Genomic DNA, 17,063 nt, shown 5'->3' on the forward strand with positions numbered 1-17,063 from the left:
GTCGATCGTTTGGCGGCGTCCGGCGGGCAGTCGGGCGGCAGCGGGGGCGGTACGCGAGTGCCGCGAGTCGGGCGCGGGGTTCAAAAGATTGCCGCGCGCAACGGGTGGGGTCTTACTGACGAGTGAGAGGGGAAAGATGAAGCAAAGAGCATTGGCGTTGGCGATCAAGCGGATCGTCTGGGCCGAGTTGGCGTTGACGGCCACGCTGGCGGCGCCCGCGTTCGCGCAGAGCCAGCCGGCATCTGCCGGCGCGGCGGCATCGGCACAAGGCGCGAGCGTCGCGCTCGCGCAGGCGGATGCGGCGGCGAGCGCGACGGGCGCGACGGGCGCGGTCTCCGCGCCGGCCGCGGCGGCGCCCGCGGCCGCCTCGGGCGCCGCCGAAGCGGCGGGCGCGACGCCGGCTGCACCGGCTGCACCGGCCGCGAAGAACGGCGTCGCGCAGATCAAGCGCTTCGAGGTGACGGGCTCGCTGATTCGCAGTGCCGACAAGGTCGGCTTCCAGCAAGTGCAGACGGTCACCGCGAAGGACATCCAGGACAGCGGCTACACGAACGTCGCGGACTTCCTGCGCGGCGTGTCGGCGAACTCCGCGAGCAGTTGGAGCGAAGGGCAGACGAACGGCTTCGCCGCGGGCGGCGCGGGCATCGCGCTGCGCGGCCTGAGCGAGAAATACTCGCTTGTGATGGTCGACGGCCAGCGCGTCGCGCCGTACGCGTTCGCGTCGAACGGCACCGACACGTTCTTCGACCTCAACACGCTTCCCCTCAACATCATCGACCGCATCGAGATCGTGAAGACGGGCGCCGTGTCGCAGTACGGCTCGGACGCGATCGCGGGCGTCGTCAACATCATCACGAAGCACAACTATCAGGGGCTGCAGCTCGACGGCAGCTACTCGGGCGCGACGCAAGGCGGCGACGGCACGACGAAGTTCAGCATTCTCGGCGGCTTCGGCGATCTGAACTCGGACCGCTTCAACATCACGGCGGCCGCGAGCTACTACAAGGCGAACGGCTTCACGATCGCCGATCGCGACACGACGAAGAACCAGGATTTCACGAACCAGGCGGGCGGCCTCTCGCTGCTCGCGCCGTCGTTCTGGCAGACCAACGGTGGCGCGACCGCGCAGGCGCTCAGCGGCTGCCCGTTCGGCGGCGCCGTGCGCCCCGCCGCGAGCAACTATCTGAGCGCGGGTGCCGGCATGGGCGGCACCGTGTGCAGTTTCAATTCGGCGGAATCGACGTCGATCGCGCCGTGGACCGAGCGTCTGAGCGCGAAGGTGCATGCGGACTTCAAGATCGACGACAAGACGACAGCGTTCGCCGATCTGTGGGAAAGCAACAATACGACGGTGCAGAACAACGGCGTGCTGACGGTGGGCAGCCCGACGTCGCCGAGCCTCGTCCTCAATCCGGCGACCGGCAAGCTGAGCCAGTTCAATTCGGTCGTGCCCGCGAGCAATCCGTACAACCCGTTCGGCGTCGATACGCCGCTCGCCTATACGTTTCCGGCTGCGGCGTCCGACCGGACGAGCTCGAACTTCTGGCGCGCCGCGACGGGCGTCAAGGGTTCGTTCACGCTGCCGTACGGCGATTGGGACTGGTCGGCGGCCTACTCGCATTCGCAGAGCGTCGTGTCCAACACGTTCAATAACGTGCTGAACGCGTCCGTCGTCAACGACATCTATCAGAACGGCACGCTGAACTTCGCGAACCCGTCGGCGACGCCCAACGCGTTCAACGGGCTGTACATGTCGACGACCAACCTCGGCGTGTCGAAGCTCGACGCGGTCGATGCGACGCTGTCGACGCCGAACCTGTTCAAGCTGCCCACGGGCGACGTCGGCTTCGGCCTCGGCGCGCAGTTCCTGCACGAAAGCGAATTCATCGGGCAGGGCTCCGAGGCGCTGAGCGGGCAGGTGCTGAACCCGCTGACGCAATCGGTGAACGGCTCGCGCAACGTCGCGGCGGTCTACTATCAGTTCGATATCCCGATCATCAAGAACCTGACGTTCAGCCAATCGGGCCGCTACGACCATTACAGCGATTTCGGCGGCGCGTTCTCGCCCCGCTTTGCGCTGCGCTACCAGCCGATCAAGGAATTCACGATGTACGGTTCGTACAATCGCGGCTTCCGCGCGCCGACGTTCGTCGAGAACACGCCGTCGCAGAACATCGGCCTGCAAACGTTCGGCAACACGCTCGTCAACACGCTGCAGACCGGCAACACGAGCCTGCAGCCCGAACGCACGCGCAACATCAACCTCGGCTTCCAGGCTTCGCCGACGCGCTATACGGATTTCGGCTTCGACTTCTACAAGATCTTCATCGACAACGTGATCGGCCAGGCGAGCCTGAACTCGGTGATCGCGGCGAACAACCCGTCGCAGGTCGTGCGCGATCCGGCGACCGGGCAGATCACGTACGTCGTGCTGCCGTATCAGAACCTCGGCACGCTCGAAACCGATGGCTTCGAGATGACGTTCCGCCAGGCGCTGCCGACGAAGTACGGCACGTTCACGCTGTCGGCCGACTGGGCATACGTGCATCACTTCAACATCGGCTTCCCGGGCTCGGCGACCGTCGATTCGGCGGGCAACAACTTCGCGATCACGCAGCCTTTCGGCGCGAGCATCCCGCGCTGGAAGGGCAATACGTCGCTGAACTGGGCGTATCGCAAGTGGAACGCGACGCTGAGCTGGGAATTCACGGGCCCGTATGCACAGGCGCTCGGCGTGGCCGCGCCGACGCAGGCGGCGGACCACGTGGGCTCGTACAGCCAGTTCAACCTGTACGCGAGCTACACCGGCTTCAAGAACTGGACGCTGTACGGCGGGATCAACAACATCTTCGACCGTGCGCCGCCGTTCGATCCGGTCTGGCAGAACGCGCTCAACCAGAACGGCTACGACCAGTCGCTGTACATGTACTACGGGCGGGTGATCCAGGTCGGCGCGACTTATAAGTTCTGACGCCGTTTCGCGTCGTCCTTCGGCATTCGACGGGCCGCTCCGCTTCCCTAACCACCCCTTTGGAGCGGCCTCTTTTTATCCGATGCCGGAATACCGCGATGCAGCAGGCAAACAGCGACGAAACGGGACTGGACGCGCGTTGCCGTTCATGCCGCCGCGTCGCGCGAGAATTGACTCTGCGTCGGCACAGCGCCGATGCGATCGTACGCAGGTGACGATGAGACCAACGAAGTTGCGTTTGCCGTTCGACGCGAGCTGGGCGATGCGCGCTTGGGCGGCCGTGCGGATCGCGGCCATCGCGTGCGGGATGCTCGTCGCAAGCGCCGCCGCGCCGTCGCACGCGCTCGCCGCCACGGCGCTCGCGCAATACGGCGAGCCGAAGTATCCGCCGACCTTCACGCATTTCGATTATGCGGACCCCGACGCGCCGAACGACGGCCCGTTGAATTTCGAAAACTACAACGAGGCGCAGAGCTACGATTCGTTGAATCCGTTCCTCGTGCGCGGCTCGCCCGCGCCGGACATCCAGAACCTGATGTTCGACACGCTGATGCAGCGCAGTTGGGACGAGCTCGCCTCCGAATATCCGCTGATCGCGGACAACGTCGACGTCGCGCCCGACGGCGGCTCGGCGACGTTCCACATCAATCCGGCCGCGCGCTTCTCGAACGGCGAGGCGATCACCGCGGCCGACGTCAAGTATTCGTTCGACATGCTGACGAGCCCGCAGGCGTCGCCGCTCGTCAACGCGCAGTTCGCGGTCATCAAGCGCGCGACGGTTGTCGACCGGCTGACGGTGCGCTTCGACTTCAAGCGCCCCGAACGCGCGGCTCCGCTGATCGCGGGCGACCTGCCGGTGTTCTCGCCGAAATGGGGGATGCGGGCGGACGGCACGCGGCCGCCGTTCGACCAGATCGTGAGCGAGCCGCCGATCGCGAGCGGCGCGTACCTGATCGAGCAGCGCAAGAACGACAAGCAGATCGCCTACGTGCGCAATCCGCGTTACTGGGCGGCCGATCTGCCGACGCGGCGCGGGATGTTCCGCTTCGCGCGCGTGTCATTCAAGCTGTATCTCGATCAATACACGATGCTCGAAGCGTTCAAGGCGGGCGATGTCGACGTGCGGATGGAATACAGCTCGACGCAATGGGCGCGCCGCTACGTCGGCAAGAACTTCCGAAACGGCATGCTGAAGAAGGGTGAGTTCCCGGACGGCCCCGCGCAGATGCAGGGCTTCCTCATCAACATGCGCGAACCGAAGTTCCGCGACGCTCGCGTGCGTCATGCGCTTGCGCTCGCGTTCGATTACGACTGGATGAACCGGATGATGTTCTACGGGCAATATCGCCGCACGAACAGCTTCTGGGAGGCGAGCCCGTTCGGCGCGTCCGGAATGCCGAGCAGCGAGGAGCTCGCGCTGCTCGAACCGTTTCGCGCGGAACTGCCGCCCGAAGTGTTCGGCCCGATGGTCAAGCAGCCGTCGACGGTGCCGCCCGGCTCGCTGCGCGCGAACCTGAAAGAGGCGCGCGACCTGCTCGCGCAGGCCGGCTGGCACTATCGCGACGGCGCGCTGCGCGACGCGAGCGGCACGGCGATGACGATCGAGATCATGGACGACGAGCCGGGCATGGACCGGCTGATCCTGCCGTACATCCAGGCGCTCGGGATGCTCGGCATCCATGCGCACATGCACGAGATCGACAGCGCGCTGTATCAGAAGCGCCTCGACAACTTCCAGTACGACATGACGACGCTCATCTATCCGCCCGTCACGATTCCCGGCGCCGAGCTCGTGCGCCGCTTCGGCAGCGCGGCGGCGTCGGAAGTCGGTTCGGAGAACTACCCGGGCGTGCGCTCGAAGGCGGTCGACGCGCTGATCCGCGCGGCGCTCGCGGCGAACACGCTCGACGAGCTGAAGACGGCGACGCACGCGCTCGACCGCGTGCTGATCAACCTGTACATCCTCGTGCCGCAGTATTACCTGCCGAACGCGCGGATCGCCTACAAGACGACGTATGGGCATCCGCCGGTCATTCCGGCATCCTATCAATACGAGGACTGGATCATCGATTACTGGTTCAGGAAGAAGCCGGCGGCCGGCGCGGTTGCGCAAGAGCCGGAACCGGCCGCCTAGCGGGGAGCGACGATGCTTGCATACATTCTCAGACGATTGCTGCTGATGGTGCCGACGCTCGTCGGCGTCGTGACGATCACGTTCGTCGTCACGCAGTTCGTGCCGGGCGGCCCGGTCGAGCAGGTGCTGACGCAACTGCGCCACGGCACCGCGCGCGGCGGCGAGGCGGGCGGCGGCGGGGGCGGCTATCACGGCAGCCAGGGCGTCGATCCGCAGCAGATCGAGCAGATCAAGAAGCAGTTCGGCTTCGACAAGCCGCCGCTCACGCGTTACGTGATGATGCTGAAGAGCTACGCGACGTTCGATCTCGGGCAGTCGTACTACGCGCACGAGAGCGTGTGGGGCGTGATCCGCTCGAAGCTGCCGGTATCGATCACGCTCGGGCTTTGGACCGTGATCCTCACGTATCTGATCTCGGTGCCGCTCGGCATCGCGAAGGCCGTGCGCAACGGCTCGCGCTTCGACACCGTGACGAGCGTGCTCGTGCTCGCCGGCTACGCGATTCCCGGCTTCGTGCTCGGCGTGCTGCTGCTGATGCTGTTCGGCGGCGGCACGTTCTGGCAGGTGTTCCCGATGCGCGGCCTCACGTCGGACAACTTCGACGAGCTCACCGCGCTCGGCAAGGCGCTCGATTATCTGTGGCACGTCGTGCTGCCCGTCACCGCATCGGTCGTCGGCAACTTCGCGATCGTCACGATCCTGACGAAGAACACGTTTCTCGAAGAGATCGGCCGGCAATACGTGCTGACCGCGCGCGCGAAGGGCGCGCCCGAGCGCGACGTGCTGTGGAAGCACGTGCTGCGCAACGCGGCGATTCCGCTCGTCACCGGCCTGCCCGCCGCGTTCGTCGGCGCGTTCCTGAACGGCAACCTGCTGATCGAGACGCTGTTCTCGCTCGACGGCATGGGGCAACTGTCGTACGACTCGGTGATCCGCCGCGACTATCCGGTCGTGCTCGGCTCGCTGTTCCTGTTCACGCTGATCGGTCTCGTCACTAAACTCATCGCTGACGTCTGCTATGTCCTCGTCGACCCCCGCATCCAATTCCACCGCGTGGACCACTGATCCCGCGTGCGTCGCGTGCGCGGCGTCGCCGTCGCCGTGGCGGCGCACGTGGCTGCGCTTTCGCAGCCAGCGGCTCGGCTACTGGAGCCTCGTGATCTTCGCCGCGCTGTTCGCGATCAGCCTGTTCGCCGACGTGCTGTCAAACGACCGGCCGCTCGTCGTCCGCTACGAAGGGCATTATTATTTTCCGATCCTGAAGGATTATCCGGAGGCGCAGTTCGGCGGCGATTTTCCGGCGAAGACGAATTATCTCGATCCGTACATCCGCTCGAAGATCGAAGCGAACGGCAACTTCGCGATCTACCCGCCGAACCGCTATCGCTACGACACGATCGACTATTTCGCGTCGCGCCCGTATCCGGCGCCGCCGTCCGCGAGCAATTGGCTCGGCACCGACCAGTTCGGCCGCGACGTGCTGTCGCGTCTTCTGTACGGCTTCCGGCTGTCGGTGCTGATGGCGATCGCGCTGACGGTGTCGGGCGTCACGATCGGCGTGCTCACGGGCGCGTTGCAGGGCTTCTACGGCGGCCGCGCCGATCTGATCGGGCAGCGCCTGATCGAGATCTGGAGCGCGCTGCCCGACCTGTACCTGCTGATCATCTTCGCGGCGATCTTCGAGCCGACGCTGTGGCTGCTGTTCGTTCTGCTGTCGATGTTCGGCTGGCTCGTGCTGTCCGACTACGTGCGCGCGGAGTTCCTGCGCAACCGCGCGCTCGACTACGTGAAGGCCGCGCGCACGATGGGGCTCACGAACTGGCAGATCATCTGGCGGCACGTGCTGCCGAACAGCCTCACGCCCGTCATCACGTTCCTGCCGTTCCGGATGAGCGCGGCGATCCTGTCGCTGACGAGCCTCGATTTTCTCGGTCTCGGCGTGCCGCCGCCGACGCCGAGCCTGGGCGAGCTGTTGCAGGAAGGGAAGAGCAATCTCGACGCGTGGTGGATCTCGATGTCGGCGTTCGCGGCGCTCGTCGTCACGCTGCTGCTGCTCACGTTCATGGGCGATGCGCTGCGCAACGCGCTCGATACGCGCACGCGCGGCTCGGCGTTCGGAGGAGGTCCGCGATGAACCGGCCGCTTCTCGAAATCGACGGTTTCTCCGCGGCGTTCGGCGAGAAGATCGCGGTGCGCGAACTGAGCCTGTCGGTCGCGCGCGGCGAGCGCGTCGCGCTCGTCGGCGAATCCGGCTCGGGCAAGAGTGTCACCGCGCTGTCGATCCTGCGGCTCGTGCAGCACGCGACGCTGTCCGGACGGATGCTGTTCGACGGCGAAGACCTGTTGACGAAGACCGAGCAGCAGATGCGCGGCATCCGCGGCGCGGACATCGCGATGGTGTTCCAGGAGCCGATGACGGCGCTCAACCCGCTTTACACGATCGGCAAGCAGATCGCCGAAAGCCTGCGGCTGCACGAAGGGTTGCGGCCGGGCGAGGCGCGCGCGCGCGGAATCGAGCTGCTGCGGCGCACCGGCATTCCGGAGCCCGAACGCAGGATCGACAGCTTCGCGCATCAACTGTCGGGCGGCCAGCGGCAGCGCGCGATGATCGCGATGGCGCTCGCGTGCCGGCCGCGCCTGCTGCTGGCCGACGAGCCGACGACCGCGCTCGACGTGACGGTGCGCGAGCAGATCGTCGATTTGCTGATCGAGCTGCAGGAGCAGGAGGCGGCGGCGCGCGGGATGGCGGTGCTGCTGATCACGCACGATCTGAATCTCGTGCGGCGCTTCGCGCAGCGCGTCGCGGTGATGGAGCACGGCGAGCTCGTCGAGACGGGCGACACCGATGCGCTGTTCGCGAATCCGCAGCATCCGTATACGCAGCGCCTGCTCGACAGCGAGCCGCAGCGCGCGATCGAAACCGTCGCGCCGTCCGCGCGGACGATCCTCGACGTCAAGTCGCTCGCGGTCGATTACCGGATCGCGCCGAAAGGCTGGCGCGCGCTGTTCGGCAAGACGACGTTTCGCGCGGTGCACGACGCGCAGTTTGCGCTGCGGCGCGGCGAGACGATCGGCATCGTCGGCGAATCGGGGTCGGGCAAATCGACGCTCGCGTCCGCCGTGCTCGGGCTGCAGCGGCCGGCGGCGGGCGGAATCGAGATCGACGGGCTGCCGCTCGAAGCGCTGCGCTCGGCGCGCGGCCGGCGCGGCCTGTACCGGCGCATGCAGGTCGTGTTCCAGGACCCGTTCGGCTCGCTGTCGCCGCGGATGACGATCGAGCAGATCGTCGGCGAGGGGCTTTCCGTGCATCGGCCGGAAGTCACCGGCGACGCGAGGCGCGCGCGGATCGCCGGGCTGTTGCAGGAAGTCGGCCTGCCTGCCGAGGCGATGCTGCGCTATCCGCACGAGTTTTCCGGCGGCCAGCGGCAGCGGATCGCGATCGCGCGCGCGCTCGCGGTCGAGCCGGAACTGCTCGTGCTCGACGAGCCGACGAGCGCGCTCGACGTGTCGATCCAGAAACAGGTGTTGAACCTGCTGACGAATCTCCAAAAAAAGTACAAACTCAGCTACTTGTTCATCACGCACGACCTGGCGGTGATGCGGGCGATGGCCCATCGGGTGCTCGTGATGAAGGAAGGGCGCGTGGTCGAGGCGGGCGACACGCTGGACGTGTTGGGCGCGCCGTCGCACCCGTATACGCGGTCGCTGCTGGCGTCGTCGATGCTGACGCCGCGGCGCAGTGTGCGAGAGAGGGCGGATGATTGACGAACGCTGGGCGCAAGCCGCCCGACAATTGCGCAGCGACGCCGATTTCTGGTCGCTGCGCGTCGTCGACGAACGGATCGACGAACACGCGGTGCGCAACGACGTCGCGCAGCCGCTCGCGAGCGTGCGCGACCGCGGCGCGATGCTGATTGCGTGGTCGGGCGCGGGCGCCGGCTACGCGGCGACGGCCGATCTGTCGGCGGCCGGCCTGCAGGCGGCGCTCGATGCGGCCGCCGCGCGCGCGAAGGCGAGCGCGGCGCTGTCGCTGATCGACCATCGCGCGGTTGCGCGGCCGGACGCGAGCGGCGGCTATGCGTCGCCGCACGCGGACGAGGCGCTGCCGTCCCGCGCGGAATGGATCGAGCGCCTCGCGCATGAATGCGCGGCGGCGGCCGTCGATGCGCGGATCGTCGAGCGCACGGCGGGCGTGATGCTCGTGCATGCCGATCAGCTCTACGTGACGAGCGACGGCGTGCGGATCGATCAGCGCTTTCGCCACGTGATGCCGCAGCTGAGCGTCGTCGCGCACGCGCGCGGCGATACGCAGGTGCGCACGCTCGGCAACGCGGGCACGCTCGCGCAGGGCGGCCTCGACGTGCTCGCGCGCTACGGCTTCGACGGCGCGGGCGCGCGCGTCGCCGGCGAGGCGCTGCAACTGCTCGCCGCGCCGAACTGCCCCGCCGGAACACGCGACCTGCTGCTGATGCCGGACCAGATGATGCTGCAGATCCACGAATCGATCGGCCACCCGCTCGAGCTCGACCGGATTCTCGGCGACGAGCGCAATTTCGCGGGCTGGAGCTTCGTGAAGCCGGAGATGTTCGGCTCGTACCGGTACGGCTCGCCGCTCTTGAACGTCACGTTCGATCCCGCGATGCCCGGCGAGGCGGCGTCGTACGCGTTCGACGACGACGGCAGCGCCGCGCGCAAGCAATACCTGATCCGCGACGGCGTGCTCGAGCGGCCGCTCGGCGGCGCGCTGTCGCAGGCGCGCGCGGGCTTGCCGGGCGTCGCGAACGCGCGCGCGTCGAGCTGGAACCGGCCGCCGATCGACCGGATGGCGAACCTGAACGTCGAGCCCGGCTCGCATTCGTTCGAGGCGCTCGTCGCGGGCATCGAGCGCGGTGTTCTGATGCGCACGAACACGTCGTGGTCGATCGACGATCACCGCAACAAATTCCAGTTCGGCTGCGAATTCGGGCAACTGATCGAAAACGGCGAGCTGACGCAGGTCGTCAAGCGGCCGAACTATCGCGGCGTTTCCGCGAGCTTCTGGCGCAGCCTGCGCGCGGTCGGCGACGCAAGCACGTTCCGCGTGTACGGCACGCCGTACTGCGGCAAGGGCGAGCCCGCGCAGATCATCCGTGTCGGCCACGCGTCGCCCGCCTGCGTGTTCGCCGACGTCGACGTGTTCGGAGGCGCGTGATGACCGACTTCGCGAAGCCGGGGCGCGCGGCCCCGATCGCCCCGATCGACTGGCACGCGCATTTCGCGCGGCTCGCGGACGAAGCCGAACGGCTGAAGCGGCCGGGCGAGACGGTGCTGCTGTGGTTCGCCGGCGAGACGTCCGATTTCATCCGCTTCAACGCGGGCAGAATTCGCCAGACCGGGCGCGTGCTGCAAGGCAAGCTCGGCGTGCGGCTCGTGGCGCACGCGCGGCAGGCGTCGTTCACGCAGACGGTGAGCGGCGATCCGGCGACGGACGTGCCCGAGCTCGCGGATGCGCTCGCGACGCTGCGCGACGGCCTGCGCGACGCGCCCGACGATCCGCATCTGCTGTTCGATACGTCGACGTGGCGGCAGTCGACCCGCCGCGCCGGCAGCCTGCCCGACCCCGACGCGCTCGCGCGCGTCGTCGCCGAAGCGGCGCGCGGGCTCGACTTCGTCGGCTTCTACGCGGGCGGCTCGCTCGTGCGCGGCTTCGCGTCGTCGGCGGGCAGCCGCGGCTGGCACGAGGTGGAGAATTTCGATTTCAGCTGGTCGCTGTACGACCCGAGCGGCCGTGCGATCAAGACCGTCTACGCGGGCGACGCGTGGAGCGACGCCGCGTTCGCGCGCAAGGTCGAGGAGGCCGCCGCGCGCTTGCCGGTGCTCGGCCGCGCGCCGAAGGCGCTCGCGCCCGGCCGCTACCGCGCGTATCTCGCGCCGGCCGCGGTCGCGGAGATCGTCCGCCTGCTGCGCTGGGACGGCTTTTCCGCGCGCGCGAACGCGAGCGCGCGCAGTAGCCTGCACCGGCTGCACGCGGGCGAGGCGGCGCTCGATCCGCGCGTGACGATCACCGAGGATTTTTCGCTCGGCGTCGCGCCCGCGTTCAACGCGGACGGCTATCGCCGCGACAGCGTGCCGCTCGTCGTCGAGGGGCGCAGCGCGGGGCGGCTCGTGAGCGCGCGCACCGCGCGCGAGCACGGCCTGAGCCCGAACGGCGCGTCTGCGGACGAGATGCCGGAGACGCTGTCGATCGCGGGCGGCGCGCTCGCCGACGCCGACGTGCTCGCGGCGCTCGACACGGGCCTCTACATCGGCAATCTCTGGTATCTGAATTTCTCGGACAAGATGAATTGCCGGATCACCGGGATGACGCGCTTCGCGACGTTCTGGGCCGAAGGCGGCAGGATCGTCGCGCCCGTCGATGCGATGCGCTTCGACGACAGCCTGTACCGGCTGCTCGGCGGCGAGCTCGAGCAGCTCGGCGCGACGCCGGAAGTGCTGCTGAGCGACGAATCGTGGGGCGAGCGGCCGACGGGCGGCGCGAGGCTGCCGGGCCTGCTCGCGCGCTCGTTCGAGCTGACGCTGTAACGCGATGGAGCGCGCCGCGAGTTCACCGCCGCCGCCGGACGTGACGATCCGCGCGCTGCGCGCGGCGGACGCCGACGCGCTGCACGCGCTCGCGCGGCAGCCGTCGATCGACGGGCGCTTCGCGAGCGCGCCTCACGCATCGCTCGACAGGCGGCGCGAATGGCTCGATGCGCTGATGCGCGAGCAATACGCGCTCGGCGCATGGATCGGCGAGGCGCTCGTCGGCTGGAGCGAGCTCGCGCCGGGCAAGCTGCGGCGCTCGCATGCGGCGTCGATCTCGATCGCCGTGCATGACGCGTGGCATCGTCGCGGCGTCGGCGGCGCGCTGATGCGCGAGACGCTCGCGATCGCCGACGACTGGCTCGGGCTGCGCAGGATCGAGGCGCAGCTCTACGCGGACGATTTCGTCGCGCTCGCGTTCCATCGCAAGTTCGGCTTCGAGATCGAGGCGACGCAGCGCGGTGCGGCGCTGCGCGACGGCGTGCTCGTCGACGGCTGTCTGATCGCGCGCCTGAAGGACTCGCCGCCGCTTGCGGCGGCCCCCTCCGAGACTCCGGCATGACGACGCAACGAGCAGGCGATCGGACCGATGCGAACCCGTCGCGCGCGGGCGCGAGCCGCGTGATCGTGCGTGCGGCCGAGCTGGCGGACGCGGCGGCCATCGCGCAGATGCGCAACCAGCCGCTCGTGCAGCGCGGCACGCTCGCGATGCCGCACGCGTCGGCCGACGCGGTCGCCGCGTGGCTCATGCGGGTCGCGGCGCGGCGAGGCGGCGGCGTCAACCTGTGCGCCGAGGTGGACGGGCGCGTCGTCGGTCACGGCGGGCTCGAGACGTTTTCCGGCCGCCGCGCGCACTGCGCGCTGCTCGGCATCGGCGTGCACGACGCGTATGCGGGGCGCGGCGTCGGCGGCGCGCTGATGGCCGCGATCGTCGACTGCGCGGACCGCGCGCTCGGCCTGCGCCGCGTCGAGCTCACGGTGTTCGCCGACAACGCGCGTGCGATCGCGCTGTATCGCCGCTTCGGCTTCACCGAGGAGGGGCGCTCGCGCGGCTACGCGATCCGCGCCGGCGAGCTGGTCGACGTGCTGCACATGGCGCGGCTCGCCGACGCGCCGCCGTTTGCGCCGCGCTGAGCGCGCGAGCGGATGCCGGCGCGCCCCATTCGAACGACGATTGCGCAATCACGGAGACATCGATGAAGCACGCCGACGCAGCGGCGCTGGACCGGCTTGAAAACCTGCCGAGCGAGAATCGCCGGCTGCCCTGGCTGAGCGAGCGGGCGCGCGGCGTCTTCGCCCGTCGCGCGAAGGCGTTCCTGCATTTTCACGGCGATCCGCGCGGGCTCTTCGCGGATCTGCGCCGCGGTGAGCGCTTCAGGCGCTTCAAGCACTTCGATTGCTTCGATTGCTCCGATTGCTTCGGGCGCCTCGGCGCGAGCGCGGCCGCCGCGCGCCGCGTGATCGGCGCGACCGTGCGCGCCGAATTGAACGCGTCGCGCTGACGGAGCCGCACGCATGCCGTCGTTCTTCATCGACCGCCCCGTTTTCGCGTGGATCGTCGCGCTCGCGATCGTCGTCGCGGGCGTGCTCGCGATTCCGCAACTGCCGGTCGCGCAGTATCCGCGCCTCGCGCCGCCGCGCGTCGTGATCAACGCGACTTATCCGGGCGCGTCGACGGAGACGGTCGACGGCGACGTCGGCAGCATCATCGAGGAGAGCCTCGACGGCGCGGACGGGCTGCTCTATTACGAGACGAGCAGCGACGGCCACGGCAACCTCGAGATCGACGTGACGTTCGCGCCCGGCACCGATCCGGACCTCGCGCTCGTCGACGTGCAGAACCGGCTCAAGCAGGTCGAGCCGAGGCTGCCGCAGCAGGTGGTCCAGCAGGGCATCGGCGTGTTCAAGGCGGCGAACACGTTCCTGATGCTCGTCGCGCTGACGTCGACCGACGGCACGCGCGATTCCGCGCAACTGAGCGACTACCTGAGCCGCTATGTGCTGCGCGAGCTGAAGCGCGCGCCGGGCGTCGGCTCCGCGCAGCTGTGGGACGCCGACGAGGCGCTGCGGATCTGGCTGGACCCGATGAAGCTGCGCGAGTACGGGCTCGGTGCCGACGACGTGATCGCGGCCGTCGCGTCGCAGAACGCGGCGGTGACGGCGGGCGCGATCGGCGATGCGCCGTTCGTCGCCGGCCAGCAGACGACCGCGTCGGTGATCGTGAAGGGCCAGCTCGCATCGCCCGCCGAGTTCGGCCGGATCGTGCTGAAGGCGAAGCCGGACGGCTCCGTCGTGCGGCTCGCGGACGTCGCGCGCGTCGAGCTCGGCCGCGACGACTATTCGTTCTCGTCGCGGCTGAACGGCAAGACGGCCGCGACGGTCGGCATCCAGCTCGGCCCGCGCGGCAACGCGCTCGAGACGTCGAACGCGATTCGCGCGCGCCTCGCCGAATTGTCGAAGCGGCTGCCGCCCGGCGTCGCGGTGGCCATTCCGTTCGACGGCGCGCATTTCGTCCGCATCGCGATCGACGAGGTCGTGCTGACGCTCGTCGAGGCGATCGTCCTCGTGTTCTTCGTGATGTGGCTGTTCCTGCGCGACCTGCGCTGCACGCTCGTGCCGACGATCGTGATTCCGGTCACGCTGATGGGGGCGTTCGTCGCGATGTGGGCGTTCGGGCTGTCGATCAACGTGTTCACGATGTTCGGCCTCGTGCTCGCGATCGGCATTCTGGTCGACGATGCGATCGTCGTCGTCGAGAGCGTGCATCGCGTGATGGAGGAGGAGCGCGTGTCGCCGCGCGAGGCGACGCGCCGCGCGATGAAGCGCATCGTCGGCGCGATCGTCGGCGTGACGGCCGTGCTGACCGCGGTGTTCGTGCCGATGGCGTTCTTTCCGGGCGGCGTCGGCGGGATCTATCGGCAGTTCTCGGTCGCGATGATCGCGTCGATGCTCGTATCGTCGTTCATGGCGCTGTCGCTCACGCCCGCGCTGTGCGCGAACCTGCTCAAGCCGCTGCCGCCCGGCGGCGCGCGGGCGCGGATCGGGCGGCGGCGCGGCGTGCGCGGGCTCGGCGCGTGGGCGGCGGACCGCTTCGCGGCGGGCTTCGCGCGCGCGTCGGCGGGCTATCGCTCGCTCACCGCGCGCACGGTCGCGCGCATCGGGCCGATGGCCGCGATCTACGCGGCGCTGCTCGCCTGCGGCGCGGCGCTGTACTGGGCGATGCCGAACGGCTTCCTGCCGACCGAGGACCAGGGGCAACTGCAGGTGATGATCCAGCTGCCGGCGGGCGCGACGCAGGCGCGCACGATGGCGGTCGTCGAGCGGGTGGAGGCGATCCTGCACGCGCAGCCGGCCGTCGCGAACGTGACGAGCGTGATCGGCTGGAGCTTCGCCGGCAGCGGGCAGAACGTCGCGATGGCGTTCGTCGAGCTGAAGGACTGGGCGCAGCGCGGCGTCGACGCGGCCGCGCTGCGCGATCGGCTGAACGGCGCGTTCGCGCGGATTCGCGACGGCGACGTCGATGCGTCGCTGCCGCCGTCGGTGCCCGGCATCGGGCATTCGGACGGCTTCACGCTGCGGCTCGAGGATCGCGGCGGCATCGGCGTCGACGCGCTGAAGGCGGCGCGCGAGCGCCTCGCCGACGCGGCGAAGGCCGATCCGGCGCTCGCGTCCGTGCGCACCGAGGATTTGCCGGACGCGCCGCGCGTCGAGCTCGACGTCGACCGCGCGAAGGCGTACGCGTTCGGCGTGCCGTTCGAGCGGATCGCGGGCCTGCTCGGCGGGCTGCTCGGCTCGAACTACGTCGACGATTTTCCGGCGGCGGGGCGGATGCGGCGCGTGATCATCGAAGCGGACGCCGGCGCGCGCAGCACCGACGATCAACTGATGGCGCTTTCCGTGCCGAACAAGACGGGCGACATGGTGCCGCTGTCGGCGATCGCGTCGCGGCGCTGGAGCGTCGGGCCCGTCGCGCTGAACCGCTTCGACGGCTATCCGTCGCTCGACGTGGTCGGCCGTCCGGCGAACGGATACAGCCTCGGCGCGGCGATGGCCGAAATGGAGCGGCTCGCCGCGAACCTGCCGACGGGCGTCGGCTATGACTGGGTCGACGCGGCGCGCGAGGAAACCGTCGCCGCGCGGCAGACGCCGCTGCTGATCGGCCTATCCGTGCTCGCGGTGTTCATGGCGCTCGCCGCGCTGTACGAAAGCTGGACGATTCCGCTGTCCGTGCTGACCGTCGTGCCGCTCGGCGTGATCGGCGCGGTGGCGGCCGTGCAGTTGCGCGGCATGCCGAACGACGTGTATTTCAAGGTTGCGATGATTACGGTGATCGGGCTGTCCGCGAAGAACGCGATCCTGATCGTGCAGTTCGCGCGCGATCTGCACGCGCGCGGCGTCGCGCTGCGCCAGGCGGTGGTCGACGCGGCGTCGGCGCGCTTTCGGCCGATCGTGATGACGTCGATGGCGTTCGTGCTCGGCGTCGTGCCGCTCGTGAGCGCGACGGGCGCGGGCGCCGAGAGCCGCCGCTCGATCGGCACGGGCGCGTTCGGCGGCGTGCTCGCCGCGACGCTGTTCGGGCTCGTGTTCGCGCCGGTCGCGTTTCAGGTGGTCGCGTCGCTCGGGCGGCGCGGGCGGCGGGCTGTCGAGCGCGATCGCGAATCGGGCGAGCACGGGGTAGCGGCGAACGAATGAGCGCGCCGATGCGGGCGGGCGCGCATCGGCGTTGTGCTCGCGCACTCGCCCGTTCGCCCGCTCGCGACGGCGACGCGGCCGGCGAGCGAGCAAGGGTGCGCGAGCGTCAGAGCGAGAATCGCAGGCCGAGGCGCGGGTTGACGATGTACGTGCGATGCGAAAGCTCGCGCTGAATCGCCTCGCAACGCTGCTGCTCGGGCAGATGGTCGTTTTCGGGCAGCTTCGCCTTGCGTTCGACCGCGCCGAGCCATTCGCCGCTGCCGGGATCGGGGCCGTGCCCACCGTCGTCGGTGATGTGGAATTGCTTGTCGACCGCGTCGAACCATGCGTCGGTGCACGGTTGCGAGGTGGGCGCGAGCAGGATGGTCGTCGTCGCGGCGAGCCAGCCGACGACGGCGAGAAAAGCGATGACAGCGAGAATCTTCTTCATTGAGTCCTTCAAAAAAACAGTGGCTTTCGATGATCGTGCGCGCGCCGTGGGCGGATGCGGCCGGTTTCGCAGCGGAAGCCGGCCGCCGACGGTGACTCGCGCACTTGCGCCGGCCCGCGCCGGCCCGCGCCGGCCCGCGCCGACCCGCGCCGACCCGCGCCGACCCGCGCCGACCCGCGACGACACGCGCCGACCCGCGCCGACCCGCGCCGACCCGCGCCGACCCGCGCCGACCCGCGCCGACCCGCGCCGACCCGCGACGACCCGCGACGACC

General features: G+C 69.2%; 12 protein-coding genes. 11 read left to right on the plus strand and 1 reads right to left on the minus strand.

What is annotated here, in order from left to right:
- Positions 1–136: 136 nt before the first annotated feature.
- From WS91_RS19080 to WS91_RS19130, 11 genes are all read left to right on the plus strand, one after another.
- Positions 137–2,971 (plus strand): TonB-dependent receptor, encoded by a 2,835-nt coding sequence (locus WS91_RS19080; RefSeq protein WP_059670777.1) that lies wholly within the window; start codon positions 137–139, stop codon positions 2,969–2,971.
- Positions 2,972–3,188: 217 nt separating this feature from the next.
- Complete coding sequence (locus WS91_RS19085; protein WP_394335889.1) at positions 3,189–5,105, plus strand: extracellular solute-binding protein; 1,917 nt, start codon at positions 3,189–3,191, stop codon at positions 5,103–5,105.
- Between the two features lie 12 nt (positions 5,106–5,117).
- On the plus strand, positions 5,118–6,170 hold the full coding sequence (locus WS91_RS19090; RefSeq protein WP_038749069.1) for a microcin C ABC transporter permease YejB: 1,053 nt from the start codon (positions 5,118–5,120) through the stop codon (positions 6,168–6,170).
- A complete protein-coding gene (locus WS91_RS19095) occupies positions 6,124–7,239 on the plus strand; it encodes an ABC transporter permease (RefSeq protein WP_059670778.1) in 1,116 nt (371 codons plus the stop codon). The genes WS91_RS19090 and WS91_RS19095 overlap by 47 nt, the downstream gene beginning before the upstream one ends.
- Positions 7,236–8,870 carry an ABC transporter ATP-binding protein gene (locus WS91_RS19100; protein WP_059670779.1) on the plus strand — a complete coding sequence of 545 codons (1,635 nt, stop codon included), beginning with the start codon at positions 7,236–7,238 and terminating at the stop codon, positions 8,868–8,870. Before WS91_RS19095 ends, WS91_RS19100 begins: the two co-directional genes overlap by 4 nt.
- Positions 8,863–10,296 carry a TldD/PmbA family protein gene (locus WS91_RS19105; RefSeq protein ID WP_038749078.1) on the plus strand — a complete coding sequence of 478 codons (1,434 nt, stop codon included), beginning with the start codon at positions 8,863–8,865 and terminating at the stop codon, positions 10,294–10,296. The genes WS91_RS19100 and WS91_RS19105 overlap by 8 nt, the downstream gene beginning before the upstream one ends.
- Positions 10,296–11,666, plus strand: a complete 1,371-nt coding sequence (locus tag WS91_RS19110) for a metallopeptidase TldD-related protein (protein WP_059670780.1) — start codon at positions 10,296–10,298, stop codon at positions 11,664–11,666. The genes WS91_RS19105 and WS91_RS19110 overlap by 1 nt, the downstream gene beginning before the upstream one ends.
- A 4-nt stretch (positions 11,667–11,670) precedes the next feature.
- Complete coding sequence (locus WS91_RS19115; protein WP_038749084.1) at positions 11,671–12,228, plus strand: GNAT family N-acetyltransferase; 558 nt, start codon at positions 11,671–11,673, stop codon at positions 12,226–12,228.
- Positions 12,225–12,800 carry a GNAT family N-acetyltransferase gene (locus WS91_RS19120; protein WP_038749086.1) on the plus strand — a complete coding sequence of 192 codons (576 nt, stop codon included), beginning with the start codon at positions 12,225–12,227 and terminating at the stop codon, positions 12,798–12,800. Before WS91_RS19115 ends, WS91_RS19120 begins: the two co-directional genes overlap by 4 nt.
- Before the next feature lie 62 nt (positions 12,801–12,862).
- On the plus strand, positions 12,863–13,168 hold the full coding sequence (locus WS91_RS19125) for a hypothetical protein (RefSeq protein ID WP_059670781.1): 306 nt from the start codon (positions 12,863–12,865) through the stop codon (positions 13,166–13,168).
- A 13-nt stretch (positions 13,169–13,181) separates the two neighbouring features.
- The gene (locus tag WS91_RS19130; RefSeq protein WP_059670782.1) at positions 13,182–16,358 is read left to right on the plus strand and encodes a multidrug efflux RND transporter permease subunit; all 3,177 of its coding nucleotides are present in this window, start codon (positions 13,182–13,184) and stop codon (positions 16,356–16,358) included.
- Between the two features lie 106 nt (positions 16,359–16,464).
- On the opposite strand, the gene WS91_RS36020 is transcribed toward WS91_RS19130, so the two are convergent.
- Positions 16,465–17,063 (minus strand): hypothetical protein (locus WS91_RS36020; protein ID WP_231752041.1); only part of this gene is annotated, 599 nt, incomplete at its 5' end.

The organism is Burkholderia sp. MSMB1498 (assembly GCF_001526245.1).
GTDB lineage: Bacteria > Pseudomonadota > Gammaproteobacteria > Burkholderiales > Burkholderiaceae > Burkholderia > Burkholderia savannae.